Origin of the sequence: Teichococcus deserti, assembly GCF_001982615.1 — a bacterium.
GTDB classification, from domain to species: domain Bacteria; phylum Pseudomonadota; class Alphaproteobacteria; order Acetobacterales; family Acetobacteraceae; genus Pseudoroseomonas; species Pseudoroseomonas deserti.
In genome coordinates this window covers 1-20,066 of sequence record NZ_MLCO01000204.1, presented here as the reverse complement: position 1 = coordinate 20,066, position 20,066 = coordinate 1, and the positions used below count along the sequence as shown (strand labels likewise).

Sequence of the window (20,066 nt, the reverse complement as noted above, 5' to 3'; positions counted from 1 at the left end):
GGGCTTCACCCTGCCCTCGGCGCTGCTGATGCTGGCCGCGGGGCTGGCGGGCGGGCTCTGGGCCGGCGGCACCGGCGCCGCCCTGGTGCACGGGCTGAAGCTGGTGGCGGTCGCCGTGGTGGCCCAGGCAGTCTGCGGCATGGCGCAGAGCCTCTGCCCCGACACGCCGCGCCGCCTCCTCGCCCTCGCCGCCCTCGCCGTGCTGATCGCCTTCCCCACCCCCCTCGCCCAGTTCTGTTGCCTCGTCATCGGCGCCGCGGCCGGCCTGGCGCTGATGCGGCCGGCCTCCGAAGACGGTCCGGCCACGACCGCCAAAGCCCCCATCCCGGCCGCGGCGCTCGCCGCCCTGGCGGCCTTCGCGCTGCTGCTGCTCGGCCTGCCACTGCTCGCCACCGCATCGCTCTGGCTGCAGCTGACAGACATCTTCTACCGGGGCGGGGCGCTGGTCTTCGGCGGCGGCCATGTGGTGCTGCCGCTGCTGCAGGGCGCGCTGGTGCCCGGCCTGTTGCCGGCCGACCGCTTCCTGGCCGGCTATGGCCTGGCCCAGGCGATGCCCGGGCCGCTCTTCACGCTCGCCGCCTATCTGGGCGCGGCGGTGGGCGGGGTCGGCGGCGCCGTGGTCGCGACGCTGGCCATCTTCCTGCCCGGGCTGCTGCTGCTCTACGGCGCGCTGCCGCTCTGGGCGCGGCTGCGGGCGCAGCCCTGGGCACGGGGCGCGCTGCTCGGGCTGAACGCCGTGGTGGTCGGCATCCTGGCCGCCGCGCTGGTCGATCCGATCACCACCTCCAGCCTGAAGGGGCCGGGCGACGCCGTGATCGCCCTCCTCGGCTTTCTGGCGCTGGTCAGCGGGCGTCTGAACGGGCTGGCGGTGCTGGCGGCCATCGCCGTGGCGGGGGCGCTGCTCACCGGCTGAGAGGCTTGCCGGCCGGTCCCGGCCGCCGCCGCAAGGGCGCCGCGTGTCGTGCTCTGTCCCGCTGCACCGCCGCGCCCTGCCCGCCACGCTGCCGGCCGCCCCCGCGATCCGACCGGCCAGCGCTCCGCCGGCCCAGGAGCCGCGGCGCGCGGCCTGGCCACCGGCCAGGGCCGCCGCCGCATCGCCACCGGCATCTCCCTCGGCTTGCGCGCCGGGATTGGCCAAGGGTTCGCCCAAGGGGTCGGCGGGGGGGGCGGTCAGGCGGTCTTGATCCAGACCGCCTTGACGTTCAGGTATTCCTCGACGTGCTGCTTGCCGGATTCACGGCCATAGCCGCTCATCTTGTAGCCGCCGAAGGGCACCGCCGGGTCCATCGCCTGGTAGCAATTGACCCAGACCGAGCCGGCGCGCAGGCCCTTGGCCAGGCGATGCGCCTTGCCGACGTCGCGGGTCCAGACGCCGCTGCCCAGGCCGAAGCCGGTGCGGTTGCCGCGGGCCAGCACCTCGTCGATGTCGTCGAAGGGAATGGCCGAGATCACCGGCCCGAAGATTTCTTCCTGCGCGATGCGCATCTCGTCCTTGACGTCGGCGAAGATGGTGGGGGGGACGAAATAGCCCTGGGCCAGGGCGCCTTCGGTCAACCGCTCGCCGCCCGAGAGCGGCCGCGCGCCTTCCTGCCGGCCGATGGAAAGATAACCGGTGACGCGCTCCAGCTGCTCGGTGGAGACCAGCGGCCCGACCTGGGTCGCCGGATCCAACCCGTTGCCGACGCGCAGCTGCCTGGCGAACTCCGCCACCCGCCCGGTGAATTCCTGGTAGATCTTCTTCTCGACGAAAAGCCGCGTGCCGGCGGAGCAGATCTGGCCGGAATTGGCGAAGACCGCCATGGCCGCGCCCGGCACCGCCTGCTCCAGATCGGCATCGGAGAAAACAATGTCGGGCGACTTGCCGCCGAGCTCGAGCGAGACGCGCTTCAGATTGCCGGCCGAGGCCTGCACGATCTTCTGCCCCGTCAGATGCGAGCCGGTGAAGGCCACCTTGTCGACGTCGCGATGGCCGGACAGCGCGGCGCCGGCGGTCTCGCCATAGCCGGTGACGACATTGACCACGCCGGGCGGGATGCCGGCCTCGTGGCAGAGCTCGGCGATGCGCAGCGGGGTCAGCGGCGCTTCCTCGGCCGGCTTCAGGACGACGGTGCAGCCGGTGGCCAGCGCCGGGCCGATCTTCCACAAGGTCGCTGTCAGCGGCCCGTTCCAGGGGATGATGGCGCCCACCACACCCACCGGCTCCTTCAAGGTGTAGGAGAAGATCTCGCCGGGGAGGGAATTCTCGATGGTCTCGCCGTGGATATGCACGGCCTGGCCGGCATAGTAGCGCAGCATGCCGACGGCGCGCGCGCGGTTGCCGCGGGTGCGGCTGATCGGCGCGCCCATGTCCAGCGTGTCGAGGACGGCGAGTTCTTCGATGTTGGCCTCGACCAGCTCGGCGAGGCGCAGCAGCAGGGCCTGGCGCTCGGCCGGCTTGAAGCGGCTCCACGGACCCTCGAAGGCGCGGCGGGCGGCGGCGACGGCGCGGTCGATATCCTCGGCCTCGCCCTCGGCGACCTCGGCCAGGAGCTCGCCGGTGGCCGGGTTGTGGGTGGCGAAGGTTTTTCCGGACACGGCCTCGACCCAGGCGCCGTCGATATAGAGGCGCTTCGGCTTGCCGGTCAGGAAGGGGTGCGAGCGGGCATCGAGCGGGGTCACGACATTCATGCGGTGCGCTCCCTTGCGCGGTCCGCAGGCAGGGCGGTCGGGTCGCGCAGGTCGCAGGCGCGGCCAGGCTAACCGCGGCCGGCGGATCCTGGTTTCGTTATAGCCATCAAAGCATAGCGTCGGCGGGCCTGTCCAGCCGGAGCCTTTTCTACGAACTTCGATCGTTGATCAGTGCAGCAATGGCGGCGGCGGCCTCGCGCGGATGGCGCAGCCGGGTGACGGCCAGCCTTGGATAATCGCCGCGACCCAGCGCCGCCTCCAGCGCCACCCGCCGGCCGCGCCATTGTGACCAGGCCCAGCGGATCGGATGGCTGGCATGGAAGAAATTCTGCCAGCGCTCCCGATTGCCGTTCCACAGCTCCTGCCCGGTCACGGCGCGCCGGATCGACCGGGTGATCACCCGGCGCATCACCGGCAGCCGCTCGTAATCCAGCCAGACCAGATGCGTGGCGCGGCCCCAGGTCAGGGCGCGGGTGGCGCTGTAATTGCCGTCGACCACCCAGCCGTCGCCCTGCGTCGCCGCCTCGACGCGGGCGGCAAAATCCTCGGGCCGGGCTTGGCGCCAGCCGGGTTCCCAGAACAGCGCGTCGAGCTCGATATGGCGCAGCCCCAGCGCCGCCGAGAGCTGCCGCGCCATGGTGCTCTTGCCCGCGCCGGAAATGCCGATGATGACCACGCGCATGCCGCCCGCCCCTTGTGCCGCGGGGGCCTTCTATCGCGGCGGGCGCGGGGATGCCTAGGCCAGGCTGGCCTGGCTGGCGCTGACGATGCCGCGGGCGGTGACCGAGACCAGGCTGAGGCTGCCTGCCTCGGCGCGCTCGGGGATGACGGGCTCGCCGGCCAGCATGGCGGCCAGCATCGCCGTCATGTCCTGCTTCCAGGCGACCGCGCCTTCCTGCCCCGGATCAGCCAGGCCCATCGCCTTGCGCAGCAGGTCGCGGACATTGTGCGCCTTGCCCTCCCCGTCGATCACCCGGCCCAGCGACAGCGGATCGTCGGAGAACAACGCCTCGTTCAGCGCCTCCGGCGACAGCACGCTCGCCGTCACGGTGCCGCCCGGATAGGCGATGCCGATGACGATGCTGTCCTGGCCCTGGGCGCGACGCGCCGCCAGCTGGCCGTGGAGCCCCGCCACCAGGCTGCCGCGCTCGGCCGGGTCCAGCGCCTGCAGCATCGGCGCCATCGCCCGGTCCAGCCGCGCCTGCTGCGCCGGGGCCAGGCCGGCCGGGCTGCCGCGCAGGTCGAGGGTGACGGCCGGGTCGCGCGGCCTAGCCTCGGCCCGGGCGGGGGCGGCGGCGCGGGCGGAGGCGGCGGAGACCGCCATGGACAGGGCGCCGATGCGGGACATGGCCCAGCGGTAGCCCGGAGACCGCAATGGTTTGTTGACGGAATGGCTCCCGATTCACCCTTCTGCGAATCGTGCTTCATAAATAACACTATTCGTGAAGACGGATAGGAAGGCCGACGGCATGCAGCGCAGACATTTTCTCGGGGCCGCCGCGGCGGGGGTTCTGGGCAGCCGGCTGGGGGCGCCGGCCCTGGCGCAGGGCGCCCCCGCCGGGACGCTCCGCTTCGTGCCGCAGACCGACCTGGCGACGCCCGACCCGGTCTGGACCTCGGGCACGGTGGTCGGCACCCATGCGCTGCTGATCTACGATACGCTCTATGGCTTGGACTCCGCGGGACAGCCGCGGCCGCAGGCGGTGGAAGGCCACCAGACCAGCGAGGACGGGCTGCGCTGGACCTTCACCCTGCGCGAGGGGCTGTTCTTCCATGACGGCGAGCCGGTGCGGGCGCAGGACGCGGTGCCGTCCCTCACCCGCTGGGCCCGGCGCAACACCTTTGGACAGTTGCTGTCCAAGGCCATCGAAGAAGTCCGGGTGCTGGACGACCGGCGCTTCAAGATCCGGCTGTCGCGGCCCTTCCCGCTGCTGCCCTATGCCCTGGGCAGCAGCAACGTCTTCATCATGCCCGAGCGCGTCGCCCGCACCAGCGCCTTCGAGAAGATCACCGAATACGTGGGCAGCGGGCCCTACCGCTTCGTGCAGGATGAATGGGTCTCCGGCGCCCGGGTGACCTATGCGCGCTTCGACCGCTACCGCCCGCGGCAGGAGGCGCCCGACCGCACGACCGGCGGCAAGGTGGCGCATTTCGACCGGGTCGAATGGATCATCATGCCCGACCCGGCCACGGGGCTGGCCGCGCTGCAGACCGGCGAGGTCGATTGGGTGGAGCGCGGCGTGCTCGACCTGCTCGGCCCGATCCGCCGCGACCGCCGGCTGCAGGTCTCCGACGTCAATCCGACAGGGCGCATCGGCATCCTGGCGCTGAACCACCTGCACCCGCCCTTCGACAATCCGGCGATCCGCCGCGCCGTGCTCTCGGCGCTCAGCCAGGCCGACTACGTCGCCGCCGTGGTCGGCGAGGAGACGGAATTCGGCCAGGCCGGCGTCGGCTATTTCACCCCCGGCAGCCCCTATGCCAGCGAGGCGGGGCTGGCGGCGCTGACCGGGCCGCGCGACCTGGCCGCCGCCCGCGCCGCGGTGAAGGCGGCGGGCTATCGCGGCGAGAAGGCGCTGATCATCGCGCCGTCGGATGTCGAATACATCAAGGCCATGTCCAACGTGACCAACAGCCTGCTGCAGTCGATCGGCATCGACACCGACTATCGCAGCATGGACTGGGCCTCGGTGCTGGCGCGCCGCGCCAACAAGGCGGCGTCGGCGCAGGGCGGCTGGAACGTCCATTGCACCGGCTGGGTCGGCTATGCCTATGCCGATCCGGCGGTGAACGCGCCGCTGCGCAGCGACGGGCCGAATGCGACGCTGGGCTGGCCCGACATCCCGGAGATCGAGCGGCTGCGGGCCGCCTGGCTGGACGCGCCGGGCCTGGCCGCGCAGCAGGAGATTACCCGGCAGATCCAGGAGGTGGCGGTGCGCGAAGTCCCCTTCATCCCCACGGGCCTGTGGCGGGAGCCCACCGTGCTGCGCCGCGAGCTGACCGGGCTGCTGCCCGCCGGCGCGCCCGTCTTCTGGAACATCCGCCGCGGCTGAGGCTGGCCGTTGACAGCAGGGCCGCTTCGAGGCGGGATCGCCGTACCGAAGCGGGGGGCTGGACGATGAGCGGGCATGACTATGATCTGGTGGTGCGGGGCGGCACCCTGGCGAGCGCGGCCGAGGTCTTCGAGGCCGATATCGGCATCAAGGACGGGGTGATCGCCGCCCTCGGCCGCAACCTGCCCCGCGGCGCCGAGGAGATTTCCGCCAAGGGCATGATCGTCACCCCCGGCGGGCTGGACTCCCACTGCCATGTGGAAGAGCTCGGCCAGGACGGGACGGCGCAGGAAGAGAGCTTCGCCTCGGGCTCGGCGGCGGCGCTGGCCGGCGGCACGACGTCCTTCATCTGCTTCCTGCCGCAGTGGAAAGGTCATAGCCTCGCCGCCAGCGCCCCCGGCTACGAGGCCCGCGCCGCCGCCAGCCGCGCCGATTTTTCCTTCCACCAGATCATCACCGACCCGACGCCGGAGGTGCTGGAGAAGGAAGTGCCGGCGCTGATCGCCCGCGGCATCCGCAGCCTAAAGGTCTTTTTGACCTATGACCCACTGCGGCTCGACGACCGGCAGTTCATCGAGGTGCTGGCGACGGCGCGCAAGCACGGCGCCTTCGTCACCGTCCATTGCGAGAATTTCGACGCCATCGGCTGGCGGATCGAGGCGCTGCTGAAGGCGGGCCTCACCGATCCGCTGCAGCATGCCTGGTCGCGCCCGCCGGTGGTGGAGCGCGAGGCCACCCACCGCGCCATCGCTTTGGCCGAGCTGGTCGACCAGCCGATCCAGGTCTTCCACGTCTCCTGCGAGGAGGCCGCCGGCGAGATCGCGGCGGCCAAGGCCCGCGGCTTGAAGGTCTGGGGCGAGACCTGCCCGCAATACCTGACCCTGTCGCATGACGACCTGGTCGGGCCCGACTTCGCCGGCTCCAAGGCCGTCTGCTCCCCCGCCCTGCGCGCCAAGGGCGAAGAAGAAAGAATCTGGAAGCGGATCCAGGACGGCACGCTGGATGTCGTCACCTCCGACCATTGCGGCTTCTCCTTCGCGACCCAGAAGCGGGTGGCAGGCAGCAGCGCCTATGGCACCGGCACGGCGGCGGCGCGGCCGGACGGCACGCCGATGTTCAACGCCATCCCCAACGGCGTTCCCGGCATCGAGACGCGGCTGCCGGTGCTGTTCTCGGAAGGCGTCTCAAAGGGCCGCATCGATCTTCCCACCTTCGTCCGGCTGAGCTCGGCCAATGCCGCGAAGCTGTTCGGGCTGGAGGGGCGCAAGGGCAGCCTGGCGCCGGGGGCCGATGCCGACCTGGTGCTGTGGAACCCGGATGCCGAGCGGACCATCCGCCAGGCCGATCTGCACCACGCCATCGACTACACCCCCTGGGAGGGTTTTTCGGCGAAGGGCTGGCCGCAGGTCACCATCCGCCGTGGCGAGGTCGCGGTGCGGGATGGCGAGGTGCTGGCCCAGCCCGGCTCCGGCCGCTTCCTGGCGCGCGGGCCCTATGCCCTGGCGCGGCCGCGCGGCGTGGTGCCGGACGGCTTCGACGCCGCCTCGGCCTGAGGAGGACACGCGGATGGCCGGTTTCACCATCGCGCCTGCGACGACGGTAGACGATCTGGCCGCCATCCGCGCGCTCTTCGCGGCCTATGTGGAATCCCTTGGCGTCGACCTGGCCTTCCAGGGTTTTGCCGAGGAGCTGGCGGGGCTGCCAGGGAAATACGCGGCCCCGTCCGGCGCCTTGCTGCTGGCGCGGGACGAGACCGGCCAGCCGATCGGCTGCGTCGCGCTGCGGCGTCTGGCCGAGCCCGGGGTGGCGGAGATGAAGCGCCTCTACGTCGCCCCCGCCGGCCGCGGCCAGGGGCTGGGCCAGGCGCTGCTCGACGCGCTCCTGGCGGAAGCCCGGGCGCGCGCGCTGACAGAAATCCGGCTGGACACGCTGCCGGCCATGGCGGCGGCGCAGCGGCTGTATCTCAAGGCGGGCTTCACCCCGATCGACGCCTATTACCCGACGCCGATCGAGGGCACGCAGTTCCTGGCGCTGAAGCTTTAGCCGCGCGCCGGGATGGTCAACCCGCGCTGCACGGCAGGACGGGCCAGCCCGGCCTCCAGCCAGCGCGGCACTTCCTCCAGTTTGTCGTATTCGACCAGCTCGCCGGCGCCGTAGAAGCCGATCAGGTTGCGCACCCAGCCGAGCAAGGAGATATCGGCGATGCTGTACTCGTCGCCCATGATCCAGGCGCGGCCGGCCAGCCGCGTCTCCAGCACGCCGAGCAGGCGCTTGGACTCAGCCGCGTAGCGCTGCAGCGGCCGCTTGTCCTCGAGCTCGCGCCCGGCGAATTTGTGGAAATAGCCGAGCTGGCCGAAGATCGGCCCGACGCCGCCCATCTGGAAGAAGACCCATTGGATGGCCTGGATGCGCGCCGCCGGGTCGGCGGGCAGCAGCCGGCCGGTCTTCTCGGCGAGATAGAGCAGAATGGCGCCGGATTCGAACAGCGGCAGCGGCGCGCCGCCCGGCCCGTCGGGGTCGATGATCGCCGGGATCTTGCCGTTCGGGTTCAGCGAAAGAAATTCGGGCGTCCAGCTCTGGTTCTGCCCGATATCGACGAAATGCGGCTCGTAGGGCAGGCCCAGCTCTTCCAGCGCGATCGAGACCTTCACGCCATTGGGCGTCGGCGTCGAATAGAGCTGGATGCGGTCGGGATGCGCCGCCGGCCAGCGGCTGGCGATGGGAAAGCTCGAAAGATCGGCCATGGCCTGGTCTCCACCTTGGTGTGGTCCCGGCGATCTTCGCGGATCGCCGGGTTTCAGACCAGGGGGTAGAAAATTAAGCCACCGCGTCGGCCAGCAGCCCCACCGCCAGACCGTAATTCATCGGCGAGTTGTAGCGGCGGATGGTCCGCAGATTGGGCAGGCCGAGGAAGACCTGGGTCGTGCTGCGGGTCGGCACCGCGACATAGGCCTCGCCGCTGGCCGGCAAGGCCGAGCCATCGGCGCGGCGCCAGCCCATGCGGCCCCAATCGGCCATGCTGCGGCGGGTCTCGGTGTCGGCGCGCTGGATGTCGAAGCCGGCGGGCGGCCGCGCCTCGATCGCCCAGCCGGCGCCGGAGGTCCAGCCGCTGCGCGCCAGGTAGTTGGCGATCGAGCCCAGCGCGTCGCCGCGGTTGTCCCAGATGTCGCGATGGCCGTCGCCGTCGAAGTCGATGGCCAGCCGCTCGAAGCTGGTCGGCATGAATTGCGGCTGGCCCATGGCCCCGGCCCAGGAGCCCATCATCCGCTCCGGCGCGACGTGGCCGGCCTGCAGGATGCGCAGCGCCGCCATCAGCTCGGCGCGGAAGAAGGCGTGGCGGCGGCCTTCCCAGGCCAGCGTCGCCAGGGCCTCGACCACCTTGAAGCCGCCGGTGTTGCTGCCGTAGTTGGTCTCCATCCCCCAGATGGCGACGACGACACGGGCCGAGACGTTGTAGCGCGCCTCGATCGCCTGCAGCAGCGGCCGGTTCTCGGCATAGACGCGGCGGCCATTGGTGATGCGGGTCTGCGAGACGATGCGCTCGCGATACTGCTCCCAGCTCAGCACGCCCTCGGGCTGCTTGCGGTCGAGCTCCAGCACGCGCGGGATCGGCTTCGCACTGCCCAGCGCCCGCTGCAGGATGTCCTGGCTGACGCCGTCGCGCGCCGCATCGCTGCGCACCTGGGCGAGGAAGCGGTTGAAGCTGGCCTCGTCGATCACCGGCGGGTTGCTGGCGGCGGCCGGCGGCGGCGCCTGCACGGGCGTCGCCACAGGCATGGGCGGCGCCAGCGGCGCGGTGCTGGCGGGGGCCGCCACGGGCGGGGCGGCAGAGGAGCAGCCGGCAAGCAGCGCACCGCTGCCGAGCAGGAAGGAACGACGGTTCGGCATGGCGCGACAGGTGCCCGCTTTCATCCGCCGATGCAACCGGCGTAACCCCTTGAAGGCTGAGGCTGACCTTTCCGTGATCGGCCCCGACTATAGGCACAGCGAATAATAATCGGGGGAAAATCATAAGCGGAGCCGCTGGTCCTGCGGCGCCGCGGGGCGCAGAACGTGGCTGGGCGATGTCCAGAAGGCCTGAAGGCCCGGGCGCCGCCCCGCCGCTTCCGCCTGTCACACGGCACTGCCCTGACTGAACGCCGGCTTTTCGGCGCGCGACCCTGCGCGCCGAAAAGCCGAGCCTTGTCTCGTGAAGGACCGCAGCATGCATCGCCGTCAACTGCTCGGGGCCGCCGCCGCCTCGGCCGCCCTCCTTGCCGCCCCGCGCTTCGCCCGTTCGGCCTCGGCCACCACGCTGCGCTTCATCCCGGTCATCGACCTGGCCTTCACCGACCCGATCTTCGCCGGCGCCTTCGTCTCGCGGAACCATGGCTTCATGGTCTTCGACACGCTCTACGGCATCGACAGCAAGCTGCAGGTCTCGCCGCAGATGGTCGAGGGCCATCGCGTCGAGAATGACGGGCTGCGCTGGGAGCTGCAGCTGCGCGACGGCCTGACCTGGCATGACGGCGAGCGCGTCACCGCGCGGGACTGCGTCGCCTCAATCCGCCGCTGGTCGAAGCGCGATGCCCTCGGCGGCGCCCTGATGGCCGCCACCAACGAGCTGTCGGCCCCCGACGACCGCACCATCCGCTTCGACCTGAAAAAACAGTTCCCGATACTGCCGATGGCGCTGGGCAAGGCGGCGGTGCCGGCCTGCTTCATGATGCCGGAGCGGCTGGCCAATACCGACCCCTTCAAGCAGATGCCGGAAGTGATCGGCAGCGGCCCCTTCCGCTTCGTCGCCGACGAGCGCGTGCCCGGCGCCCGCAACGTCTATCAGCGCTTCGAAGGCTACAAGCCGCGCGAGACCGGCGCCAGCGACTGGACCGCGGGGCCCAAGGTCGTCCATTACGACCGCGTCGAATGGACCACCATGCCGGATGCCGCGACCGGCGCCGCCGCGCTGCAATCGGGCGAGCAGGACTGGCAGGAGACCACGCCGCACGACCTGCTGCCGCTGCTGAAGCGCAACCGCAACATCGCCATCGACGTGCTGGATGAGCTCGGCTTCTGCTGCAACATGCGGGTCAACGCGCTGCAGCCGCCCTTCGACAACCCGGCCATCCGCCGCGCGCTGCTGGGGGCCATCGACCAGACCGCCTTCATGACCGCGGTCGCCGGCCAGGACCCGGCCTATCAGCATTCGCCGATCGGCTTCTTCGCGCCGAATACGCCGATGGCCAGCGAGGTGGGGCTCGATGTCTTCAAGGGCCCGCGCGACTACGACAAGGTCAAGCGCGACCTGGCCGCCGCCGGCTACAAGGGCGAGAAGGTTGTTTTGCTGGTTCCCGCCGACAGCCTGGCGCAGAAGCCGCTCGGTGACGTGGCGGCGGGGATGCTGCAGCAGGCGGGGATGAACGTCGACTATCAGGCGCTGGACTTCGGCGCCGTGCTGACCCGCCGCAACCGCCGCACGCCCGTGTCGGAAGGCGGCTGGAGCGCCTTCGTCGCCAATTGGCAGGGCATCGACTGGCTGAACCCGGGCAGCCACATGACGCTGCGCGGCGATGCCAGCTACCCCGGCTGGTTCGAGAGCGCCCGCATCGAAGGACTGCGCAGCCAGTGGCTGGAAGCGCCCGACCTGGCCACGCAGCAGCGCCTGGCCGCCGAGATCCAGGCCGCCGCCTTCGAGGAGGTGCCCTATTATCCGCTCGGCCTCTACAAGCAGCCGACCGCCTATCGGAAGTCGATCACCGGCGTGAACCGCGGCACGGTCACCTTCTGGAACGTCCGTCCCACTTAACTTTTCAAGCTCGGCGCCCTTCCTTCGGGGGCGCCGGCGCTTCTCTGTCCTGACGCCAAGGAACAAAAAAATGCTGGCCGAACCCGGAACCACCGCCCTTTTCGGCAGCCATGTCCTGGCAGAGGTCGACGGCGCGCCCAAGGTCCTGCGCGACCACTGGGTGCTGCTGGAAGGCCGCCGCATCGCTGGCATCCAGAAGCAGCGCCCGATGGCCGACACCGTGCTCGACGCCCCGGGCCGGCTGCTGCTGCCCGGGCTGATGAACCTGCACAACCACTGCTTCAGCGAGATGGTGGCGCGCAGCAACACCGAGGATGGCGGCGCCAAGCGCGGCGGCGGCAGCGTCGTCTACACCGTGCTGCTGCCGCTGACCCGCTCCGGCCTGCAGATCCTCTCCCCCGAGGAGCGGATGGCCATCGCGCGGATGGGCGTGCTCGGCCTGCTGATGGGCGGCGCCACCACCGTCATGGAGCCGTTCCGCGCCGGCATCCCGGAAATGTTCGCCGCCGCCGAGGAGCTGGGCCTGCGCTTCTATGGCGCGCCCTATCTGTTCTCCACCGCCGCCGCCAAGGTCGGCGCCGACGGGCGCGTCGAATACCACACCGAGGGCGGCGCCGATGACGGCGCCCAGGACCTGGCCGTCTGGAACGCGCTGCATGCCGAATGGGAAGGCCGCGACCAAGGCCGCATCCGCCTGGCGATGAGCCCGCATGCCACCGACACCTGCCACCCCGATCTTCTCCGCGCCGCCGCCGCCCGGGCGAAGGAGCTTGGCGTGCCGGTCACCACCCACCTGGCGCAGAGCCGCGGCGAGGTGGAACTCAGCCTGCAGCGGCATGGTCGCACGCCGGTGGAATATCTCGACAGCCTCGGCCTGCTGCCCGACCTGCTGGCGGCGCATTGCGTGCATTGCTCGGATGACGACCTGGCGCTGATGGCGGCGCGCGGCGCCACCGTGCTGAACTGCCCGCGCGTCTTCGCCCGCGGCGGGGTCGCCGCCAGCTACGCCCGCTTCCGCAGCCATGGCGTGCGCACGCTGGTGGGCACCGACGGCTACAACCTCGACCTGCTGGGCGAGCTGAACGCGGCCTCGATGATCTCCAAAATCCAGGCCGGGGCGCGCGACGTCGCGACCTCGCCCGCGCTGATTGACGCCGTCACCCGCGACGCGGCGGCGGCGATCCACCGGCCGGACCTCGGCGCGATCCGCGTCGGCGCCACGGCCGACATCACCAGCGTCAACCTGCTGCACCCCCACCTGCAGCCGCTGGCCGATCCGCTGCGGGCTGTCGTGGCGCTAGCGAACCGTGCCAATATCGACGCCGTCATCGTCGACGGCCGGCTGCTGGTGCAGAACGGCCGCCATGTCGCCGCCGACGAGGCGCGGATCACCGCCGAAGGCGCGGCGGCGATCCAGCGGATCTGGGACCTGCCCGAGGCCCAGGCCATCTTCGCCGGATAAGGAACCGTCCGTCATGGACAGCAAGATCGATCACCACCTCCTGCGCCAGCCCGTCGAGCAGGCGGCGCTGGACCATGTCTGGATCCACAGCGCGCAGTGGAACGACCTGGAGCAGGGCGGCAAGCTGAAGGTGATCGAGCGCGCCGAGGGTTCTTTCCTCTATGACAGCCATGGGCGGCGCTATTTCGACGCGCTGTCCGGCCTTTACGTGGTCAATGCCGGGCATGGCCGCGACGAGATCGCCGAGGCCATCGGCGCGCAGGCGAAGCGCCTGGCCTATGTCTCCTCGGCGACCATGACCAACCGCCCGGCGGCCGAGCTCGCCGACCGCCTGGCCAGCCTGACGCCGGGCGACCTGAACCGGATCTTCTACTGCTCCGGCGGGTCGGAGGCGGTGGAAAGCGCCCTCAAGATCGCCAAGCAGATCCAGACGCTGCGCGGCTTCCCGGCGCGGCGCAAGGTGATCGCGCGCAAGGGCGGCTATCACGGCGCCACCTTCGGCGCGATGAGCGTCAGCTTCGGCCGCAACGCCGATTACTTCGCGCCCTTCATGGAGGGCGTCAGCTTCATCCCCTCCCCCAACCGCTACAGGAACGAGTTCGGGATCGAGGGCGAGGCCGGCGACCTGCGCTGCGCCGAGGCGATGGAGGAAGAAATCCTGGCCCAGGGCGCCGACACGGTGGCCGCCTTCATCGCCGAGCCGATCTCGGCGGCGAACGGCACCCATGTCCCCAGCAACGCCTATTGGCAGAAGATCCGCGAGATCTGCACCCGCCACGGCGTGCTGATGATCGCCGACGAGGTCATCTGCGGCTTCGGCCGCACCGGCAGCCTGTTCGCGATGGAGCAGTTCGGCGTGGTGCCGGACCTGATGACCATGGCCAAGGGCCTGACCTCCGGCTACGTGCCGATGGGCGCCGTCGCCGTCAGCGAGGCCGCCTGGGAGGTCTTCAAGGACAGCGATGCCATGCTGGCGCATCTGCTGACCTTCGGCGGCCAGGCCGTCGCCGCCGCCGCCGCCCTGGCCAACCTGGACATCCTGCAGCGCGAAGGCCTCGACACCGCCGGCCTGCGCATCGGCGCGACGCTCGACCGTCTGCTGGCGCCGCTCGCCGCCCACCCCAGCGTCGGCGACATCCGCGGCCGCGGCGCGCTCTACGTCATCGACCTGGTGCAGGACAAGGCGACCAAGGAAGGCTTCGGCAAAGGCCTCGCCGCGCTGCGCCATCCCTTCATCCAGCGCCTGTCGACGCTGCTGGAAGAGCGCGGCGTGCTGACCCGGCTGATGGGCACCATCCAGCTCGTGCCGCCCCTCGTCGCGACCGACGCAGAGCTGGCCGAGGCGGTGAAGGCGATCGACGAAAGCCTGACGATCGCGGAAGCAGAGTTCGGGTTTAAGTAAGGGACTGAAAGGCTGGGGGAATGAATTCCCCCATTTCTTTCAGACTGCCGTGTCCACGTGGAGACAGTACGTGAAACGGCCCAGCCACGGCGCAACCTGTCAGGGAGCGCCGTTGTCAGCACGGCGTCCCGCCGCGACACCCTGGTCACGCCTGTTGCCTGGCGCTGGTGGTCAAGCGGCCAACAGAACAGAAAAAAGAAGGGGTCGAGGGGAATTCATTCCCCTCGCCTAACTCTGTCTTCGCTTACTTCCCTGGAGCGCCCTCTTCCCCAAGATCGAAGAACACCCCCGCCATCATCGCCAGCGCTTCCCGCGTCAACGGCACCAGGATGTGCTCATCCGGCGCGTGCTGGGAGCAGGCGGCGTAGGAATGCGGGATCCAGACCGTCGGCAGCGCCAGGATCTCGGCGAAGACGTGGTTGGGCAGGGTGCCGCCGATATTGGGCAGGATGGCGGGGGCCTGGCCGGTGGTGCGGCGGATGGAGTCCGCCGCCCAGACCACCCAGGGGCTTTCCGGGTCCAGGCGGGTCGCCGGCGAGGGGTCCTGGCGGCGGCTGATCACCTGGATGTCGCCGAAGCCGCGGGCGGCCAGGTGCTCCTGGATGGCGGGGACGATGCGGGTCGGGTCGGTGCCGACGACGAAGCGCAGCTGCACCACCGCCATGGCCGAGGGCGGCACGGCGTTCACCGGGGCGGCCGGGTTGCCGGCGCCCATGGCCAGGACTTCCAGCGTGTTCCAGGCGAAGAGGCGCTCGGCCGGGGACAGGCCGGGCTCGCCCCAGCCGGCATCGATCTCGGGGTCGGAGGGGCCGCCGCCGATGGTGATGTCGGCCAGCGCCGCGCGGACCGAGTTGCCGATGCCGCGCGGGCGCAGCTCCTCGACCAGCAGCCGGCCCTGGGCGTCGACCATGCTGGCGATGGCGCTGGACAGGATGGTGGCCGGGTTGCGGATGACGCCGCCCCAGTTGCCCGAGTGGAAGCCGCGGCTCCGGGCGTCGAGGCGCAGCTCGACGTTGAAGGCGCCGCGGGAGCCGAGGAAGATGGTCGGCCGCTCGGCCGAGAGGCGCGGCCCGTCGGAGGCGATCAGCACATCGGCGGCCAGCTTGTCGCGCTGCTGGTCGCAGAAGGCGGCGAGACCCGGGGAGCCGGTCTCCTCGCCCATTTCCAGCAGCAGCTTGACGTTGAAGCCAAGCTTGCCGCCGCGGGCGGCGATGACCTGCTCGAGCGCGGCCAGGTTGATGCTGTGCTGGCCCTTGTTGTCGGCGGTGCCGCGGCCGTACCAGCGGTCGCCTTCCTCGGTGATGCGCCAGGGGGCCAGGCCCTCGCGCCATTCGGCGTCCTGGCCGCGCACGGTGTCGCCATGGCCATAGACCAGGACGGTGGGCCTGGCCGGGTCTTCCAGGCGGGAGGCGATCAGGAAGGGCGCCTGGTCCGGGGACGGGTTGGGCAGCATCTCCGAGGAGAAGCCCATGCCGGCGAGCGCCGGCACCATCTCCTCCTCGAGATAGGCCAGCAGGACCGGGGCACGGTCGGGGTTCTGGCTTTCGGTGGGATAGGCCACCCGGCGTTCCAGCACGGCGCGGAAGGCGCCGCTGTCCATCAGCCCGGCGGCCGCGGCCACCACATCGTCACGCTGCGTCATTCGATCCGTCCTCAGTAAGCCGCGGCCCAGCCATCCCGCCGGGGATCGCTGCCCGCCATGCGCACGCCGTTCTCCAGCACGCGGATGCATTCGATGCTGCAAGGCCCTTCCAGCGGCGGCACAAATTTTATCGCGTGCCCGCGGGCCTTGAGGCCTTCCACCGTCTCGGCCGGGAAGCCGCCTTCCAGCGTCAGGGCCTCGTTGCCGCCGTGGGGCCAATTGGCTTCCTGGCCGGGCTGGCTGCTGCTCCAGCGCGGCGCCTCGGCGACCAGCTGCGGGTCGAGGCCGAGATCGACCAGGCTGACCACGGTCTGCAGGTTGATCTGCACCTGGTTGTCGGCGCCCGGCGTGCCCAGCACGGCCCAGACCTTGCCGTCCTTCAGGATCATCGGCGCGTTCATGGTGTGGCGCACCCGCTTGCCCGGGACCAGCGCATTGGGATGCGTCGGATCCAGGTGCCAGGTGGTCATGCGGTTGTTCAGCAGGATGCCGGTGCCGGGCGCCTGCACGCCGGAGCCGAAGGGGCTGTTCAGGCTCTGGATCGCCGAGACGGCGTTGCCTTCCTCGTCGACCACGCAGAAATAGGTGGTGTTGCCGTCATTGGGCATCTCGTGGCGCAGCGGGATGCTGGCGGCTCGGGCCGGGTCGATTTGCGCGGCCTGCGAGGCGGCGTAACCGTCGGACAGCAGGCGGTCGAGCGGCAGCGGATGGGCCTTGGGGTCGCTGGCATGGCGCTCGCGGTCGAGGAAGGCGAGCTTCTTGGCCTCGACCAGGATGTGCAGCAGCTCGGCCGAGCCTTCCGCCATCTTGGACAGGTCGAAGCGCTCGACGATCTTCAGCTCCTGCAGCAGCACGAAGCCCATGGAGTTCGGCGGCGACTGCCGGACCTCGTAGCCGCGATAGGTGATGCTGATCGGCGCGGTGGCCTCGCCCTCGGTCGCGGCCAGGTCGGCGGCGGTGGAGATGGCGCCGACGGCGGCCAGGTCCTCGGCCAGGCGGGCGGCCAGGGCGCCGCGGTAGAAGGCGTCGGCGCCACCCTCGGCGATGGCTTCCAGGGTCGCGGCCAGGCGCGGCTGGGTGATCAGCGTGCCGACCGCCGGGACCGCGCCGTCGCGCAGGAAGGTGGCGGCGGTGTTGGCGTCGGCGCGGATGCGGCCCAGCGCGGCCTGGGCGAAGCGGCGTAAGCTGTGGGTGGCGGCGAAGCCGTCACGGGCCAGCGCGATCGCCGGCTGCACCACGGCGCTCCAGGGCAGCTTGCCATGGGCGCGCTGCATCGCATGGATGCCGGCCAGGCACCCCGGCGTCGAGACGGCGCCCGGCCCGGCATCGGCCATGCCCTCAGGGAAGCGGTCGGCGGTGGCGGCGGCCGGCGCGGCGCCGGAGCCGTTGTAGCAATAGCCAGGGCCGCTGTCCCCCGCGATGAAGACGGTCGAAAAGCCGTCGCCGCCGAGGCCCGACATATGCGGCTCGGCGACGCCCAGCGCCAGGCTGATGGCGGCGGCGGCATCGGCGGCATTGCCGCCCTGGCGCAGCATGGCCATGCCGGCCGCGGTCGCCTCCGGGTGGTTGGTGGCGATGGCGGCGCGGCGGCCCATGATCAGGGGGCGCCAGGCGCGACGATGCGGGTTCATGGGCGTGGTTCCAGGCCAGCGGGTCTGTCGTCCTACGCCCAGCGGGGCATCAGGGCAAACCGGGCGCGGCGAGCCCGGCCGGCGCTGCTAGGCCTTCAGCATCAGCGGGCGCTTGCGCAGCTGCTCGGCCATCAGCTGGCAGTGGTGACGATGCGCCATGGCCTGATGCAGCACCTCCGCCCTGTCCTCGAAACGCTGCGCCGCGTTGGCGCCACCGCGGCCGGCATTGATGGCGAACTTGGCGCCGGCATAGGTCTTCATCATCCGCTGCACCGCGTTGTCCCATTTCTGGGCGCAGGCCAGGGCTTCCTGCGCCGAGGCAGGCAGATGGTCGCAGGAGCAGAGCTTGGAAGCCACGACGTTTTCCTGGCAAGGTGACGAGCCTGCCGATGGTCTCCCGCGGGATGGCGGGTTTTCTGCCAAGCTCAACCTCGGCCGGGCCTCCGGGTTTCACGCTGTCCATGATTTTCGCGCCGACCTGGCTGGTCCGCGCGGGCGACAGCAGTGGCTGCGAGAAACAGCCGCAACCGGTCCCAGGCTGTCGCCCCGCGCCAGCTTGCCCTGCGGGCAATTCCCTTCCCCGATATGCAATAATCTGAACTAAAGGGACACTCCATCCTGTGAGGAGAAACGGAATTACATCGTGATTACGCTAGGTGTTAGGTTGTGTATTCGCGTCAATCTGCACCTTTCCGTGAGCATCTGCGAGATAATAATGATAAAGCTATGCCGTTACATGGGCAGGTCTATGCTGTTCCTCGCTTCCCCGCTCAAGGCCCCCGTGTTCCCCCCGCCTGCTATCTGATCCCCGGCCTGCAAAGGACAGCCATATGCCTGTCGTCCTGGTCCCGAGCGCCCTGCGTCAATACACCGGGCAGCAAGCCCGGGTATCGGTCCCCGGCCAAACCGTCGCCGCCATCCTGGACAGCCTGACCGCCGAGGCGCCGGCGATGCGCAGCCATCTCTTCGCCGCCGGCGCGCTGCGGCATTTCGTCGTGGTCTCGAAGAACGGCCAGGACATCCGCCTGCTGCAGGGGCTGGCCACGCCGGTCGCCGGCACCGACGAGATCCGCATCCTGGCCAGCATCGCGGGGGGGTGAGGCGCCATGCCCGACACCCTTCCGGAACTGAGCCCGACCGAGCAGCGCCGCTTCGGCCGCCACCTGGTCATGCCTGAATTCGGCCAGGCGGCGCAGCGCCGGCTGAAGGCCGGCAGCGTGCTGCTGGTCGGCTGCGGCGGGCTTGGCAGCCCGACCGCGCTCTACCTCGCCGCTGCCGGGGTCGGCCGCATCGGCCTGGTCGATCCCGACCGCGTCGAGGAGACCAACCTGCAGCGGCAGATCGCGCATGGCCATGCGACGCTGGGACGGCCAAAGACCGAGAGCGCCGCGGCACGCATGCGCGACCTCAACCCCGATGTCGTCATCGAGCGGCACGACGTCTATCTGACCGAGGAGAACGCGCTGGATCTCGTCGGCGCCTATGACGTCGTCATCGACGGCACCGACAACTTCCCGACGCGCTACCTGGTCAACGACGCCTGCGTGCGGCTGGGCAGGCCGAATGTCTTCGGCGGCGTGCTGCGCTTCGACGGACAGCTCAGCGTCTTCGACGCGCGCTCCGGCCCCTGCTACCGCTGCCTCTTCCCGGCGCCGCCACCGGTCGAGCTGGCGCCGAACTGCGCCGAGGCCGGTGTGCTCGGCGTGCTGCCCGGCGTCATCGGCACGCTGCAGGCAACCGAGGCGATCAAGCTGCTGACTGGCATCGGCACGCCGATGATCGGCCGCATGCTGATCTATGACGGGCTGACGCTCGGCTTCGACAGCATCGCCCTGGCCAAGGATCCGGCCTGCCCCTGCTGCAGCCTGCCGCGCGACGCCATCGTCCTGCGCACCGAGCGCATGGTCTGCGCCGCCCTGCCCCCTGGCGGCAGCATGACCCCGGCCGAGCTGGAAGCCCGCCTGACCGCCGGCGAGGCTTTCTCCCTGTGCGACGTGCGCAACCCGCCGGAATGGTCGGGCGGGGTCATCCCCGGCGCGCATCTGCTGCCGAAGCCGGAGCTGGAAGCGCTGCTGCAGGCCGGCGCGCCGCCGCCAGACCCCTTCGCCGGACACGCGACCGTCGTCGTCTATTGCCAGGCCGGGCTGCGCAGCGCCGCGGTGATCCGTGCCCTGGTCGAGGCGGGGCACGACCCGGCGCGGCTGGTCAATCTGGAAGGCGGCTTCGGCGCCTGGCGCGGCCCGCGCGCCGCGGCCGCGCCGCTGGCCGCCACCGGATAGCTCTGTCGGTCATCCGACGTTTCGCTGACGCCTGAACGCGACTCCCGAAGCAGGGAACCCTTCGCCATGCCTGAATCCTCCAGCGCCGCGCTGATCCGGCACCTCGCCGCGGCCTGTCCCCCCGGCACCCCCGATCCTCTGCCCC

The 20,066-nt window shown here is 70.7% G+C and carries 17 protein-coding genes; 9 read left to right on the top strand and 8 right to left on the bottom strand.

Going from position 1 to position 20,066, the window contains the following annotated elements:
- Positions 1–913, top strand: a 913-nt coding sequence (gene chrA / locus BKE38_RS19720; RefSeq protein ID WP_076958966.1) for a chromate efflux transporter, incomplete at its 5' end; no start/stop codon positions are given.
- 257 nt (positions 914–1,170) lie between these two features.
- On the opposite strand, the gene BKE38_RS19715 is transcribed toward chrA, so the two are convergent.
- The 3 genes from BKE38_RS19715 to BKE38_RS30930 all read right to left on the bottom strand — a co-directional run bounded on the left by BKE38_RS19715 (position 1,171) and on the right by BKE38_RS30930 (position 4,015).
- A complete protein-coding gene (locus BKE38_RS19715; protein ID WP_076958965.1) occupies positions 1,171–2,667 on the bottom strand; it encodes an aldehyde dehydrogenase family protein in 1,497 nt (498 codons plus the stop codon).
- 148 nt (positions 2,668–2,815) lie between these two features.
- A complete protein-coding gene (locus BKE38_RS19710) occupies positions 2,816–3,349 on the bottom strand; it encodes a P-loop NTPase family protein (protein ID WP_076958964.1) in 534 nt (177 codons plus the stop codon).
- 54 nt (positions 3,350–3,403) lie between these two features.
- Positions 3,404–4,015 carry a hypothetical protein gene (locus BKE38_RS30930; RefSeq protein ID WP_076958963.1) on the bottom strand — a complete coding sequence of 204 codons (612 nt, stop codon included), beginning with the start codon at positions 4,013–4,015 and terminating at the stop codon, positions 3,404–3,406.
- Positions 4,016–4,136: 121 nt separating this feature from the next.
- On the opposite strand from BKE38_RS30930, the gene BKE38_RS19700 reads away from it, so the two are divergent.
- The 3 genes from BKE38_RS19700 to BKE38_RS19690 all read left to right on the top strand — a co-directional run bounded on the left by BKE38_RS19700 (position 4,137) and on the right by BKE38_RS19690 (position 7,763).
- Positions 4,137–5,720, top strand: a complete 1,584-nt coding sequence (locus BKE38_RS19700) for an ABC transporter substrate-binding protein (RefSeq protein WP_076958962.1) — start codon at positions 4,137–4,139, stop codon at positions 5,718–5,720.
- Between the two features lie 65 nt (positions 5,721–5,785).
- On the top strand, positions 5,786–7,273 hold the full coding sequence (gene hydA, locus BKE38_RS19695; protein ID WP_076958961.1) for a dihydropyrimidinase: 1,488 nt from the start codon (positions 5,786–5,788) through the stop codon (positions 7,271–7,273).
- Positions 7,274–7,286: 13 nt separating this feature from the next.
- Entirely contained in the window at positions 7,287–7,763 is a 477-nt protein-coding gene (locus BKE38_RS19690; RefSeq protein ID WP_076958960.1) for a GNAT family N-acetyltransferase, read from the top strand.
- On the opposite strand, the gene BKE38_RS19685 is transcribed toward BKE38_RS19690, so the two are convergent.
- Both BKE38_RS19685 and BKE38_RS19680 read right to left on the bottom strand, forming a co-directional pair.
- Positions 7,760–8,464 carry a glutathione S-transferase N-terminal domain-containing protein gene (locus BKE38_RS19685; RefSeq protein WP_076958959.1) on the bottom strand — a complete coding sequence of 235 codons (705 nt, stop codon included), beginning with the start codon at positions 8,462–8,464 and terminating at the stop codon, positions 7,760–7,762. The genes BKE38_RS19690 and BKE38_RS19685 overlap by 4 nt on opposite strands.
- Before the next feature lie 73 nt (positions 8,465–8,537).
- A complete protein-coding gene (locus tag BKE38_RS19680; protein ID WP_242662488.1) occupies positions 8,538–9,608 on the bottom strand; it encodes a lytic murein transglycosylase in 1,071 nt (356 codons plus the stop codon).
- Between the two features lie 316 nt (positions 9,609–9,924).
- Between BKE38_RS19680 and BKE38_RS19675 the strand changes: the two genes are divergently transcribed.
- The 3 genes from BKE38_RS19675 to BKE38_RS19665 all read left to right on the top strand — a co-directional run bounded on the left by BKE38_RS19675 (position 9,925) and on the right by BKE38_RS19665 (position 14,369).
- Entirely contained in the window at positions 9,925–11,505 is a 1,581-nt protein-coding gene (locus BKE38_RS19675; protein ID WP_076958958.1) for an ABC transporter substrate-binding protein, read from the top strand.
- A 70-nt stretch (positions 11,506–11,575) separates the two neighbouring features.
- Positions 11,576–12,967: an amidohydrolase family protein gene (locus tag BKE38_RS19670; protein ID WP_076958957.1), complete on the top strand. Its 1,392-nt coding sequence runs from the start codon at positions 11,576–11,578 to the stop codon at positions 12,965–12,967.
- Positions 12,968–12,980: 13 nt separating this feature from the next.
- Positions 12,981–14,369, top strand: coding sequence for an aminotransferase family protein (locus tag BKE38_RS19665; protein WP_076958956.1), 1,389 nt, complete (start codon positions 12,981–12,983; stop codon positions 14,367–14,369).
- A gap of 244 nt (positions 14,370–14,613) precedes the next feature.
- On the opposite strand, the gene BKE38_RS19660 is transcribed toward BKE38_RS19665, so the two are convergent.
- The 3 genes from BKE38_RS19660 to BKE38_RS19650 all read right to left on the bottom strand — a co-directional run bounded on the left by BKE38_RS19660 (position 14,614) and on the right by BKE38_RS19650 (position 17,999).
- Positions 14,614–16,011, bottom strand: a complete 1,398-nt coding sequence (locus BKE38_RS19660) for a M20 family metallopeptidase (protein WP_076958955.1) — start codon at positions 16,009–16,011, stop codon at positions 14,614–14,616.
- Positions 16,012–16,022: 11 nt separating this feature from the next.
- A complete protein-coding gene (gene ggt / locus BKE38_RS19655; RefSeq protein WP_076958954.1) occupies positions 16,023–17,642 on the bottom strand; it encodes a gamma-glutamyltransferase in 1,620 nt (539 codons plus the stop codon).
- Positions 17,643–17,729: 87 nt separating this feature from the next.
- Entirely contained in the window at positions 17,730–17,999 is a 270-nt protein-coding gene (locus BKE38_RS19650; protein ID WP_076958953.1) for a hypothetical protein, read from the bottom strand.
- Between the two features lie 473 nt (positions 18,000–18,472).
- On the opposite strand from BKE38_RS19650, the gene BKE38_RS30505 reads away from it, so the two are divergent.
- A complete protein-coding gene (locus BKE38_RS30505; RefSeq protein WP_083747700.1) occupies positions 18,473–18,742 on the top strand; it encodes a MoaD/ThiS family protein in 270 nt (89 codons plus the stop codon).
- A gap of 6 nt (positions 18,743–18,748) precedes the next feature.
- Entirely contained in the window at positions 18,749–19,921 is a 1,173-nt protein-coding gene (gene moeB, locus BKE38_RS19645; protein ID WP_083747699.1) for a molybdopterin-synthase adenylyltransferase MoeB, read from the top strand.
- Positions 19,922–20,066: the final 145 nt, after the last annotated feature.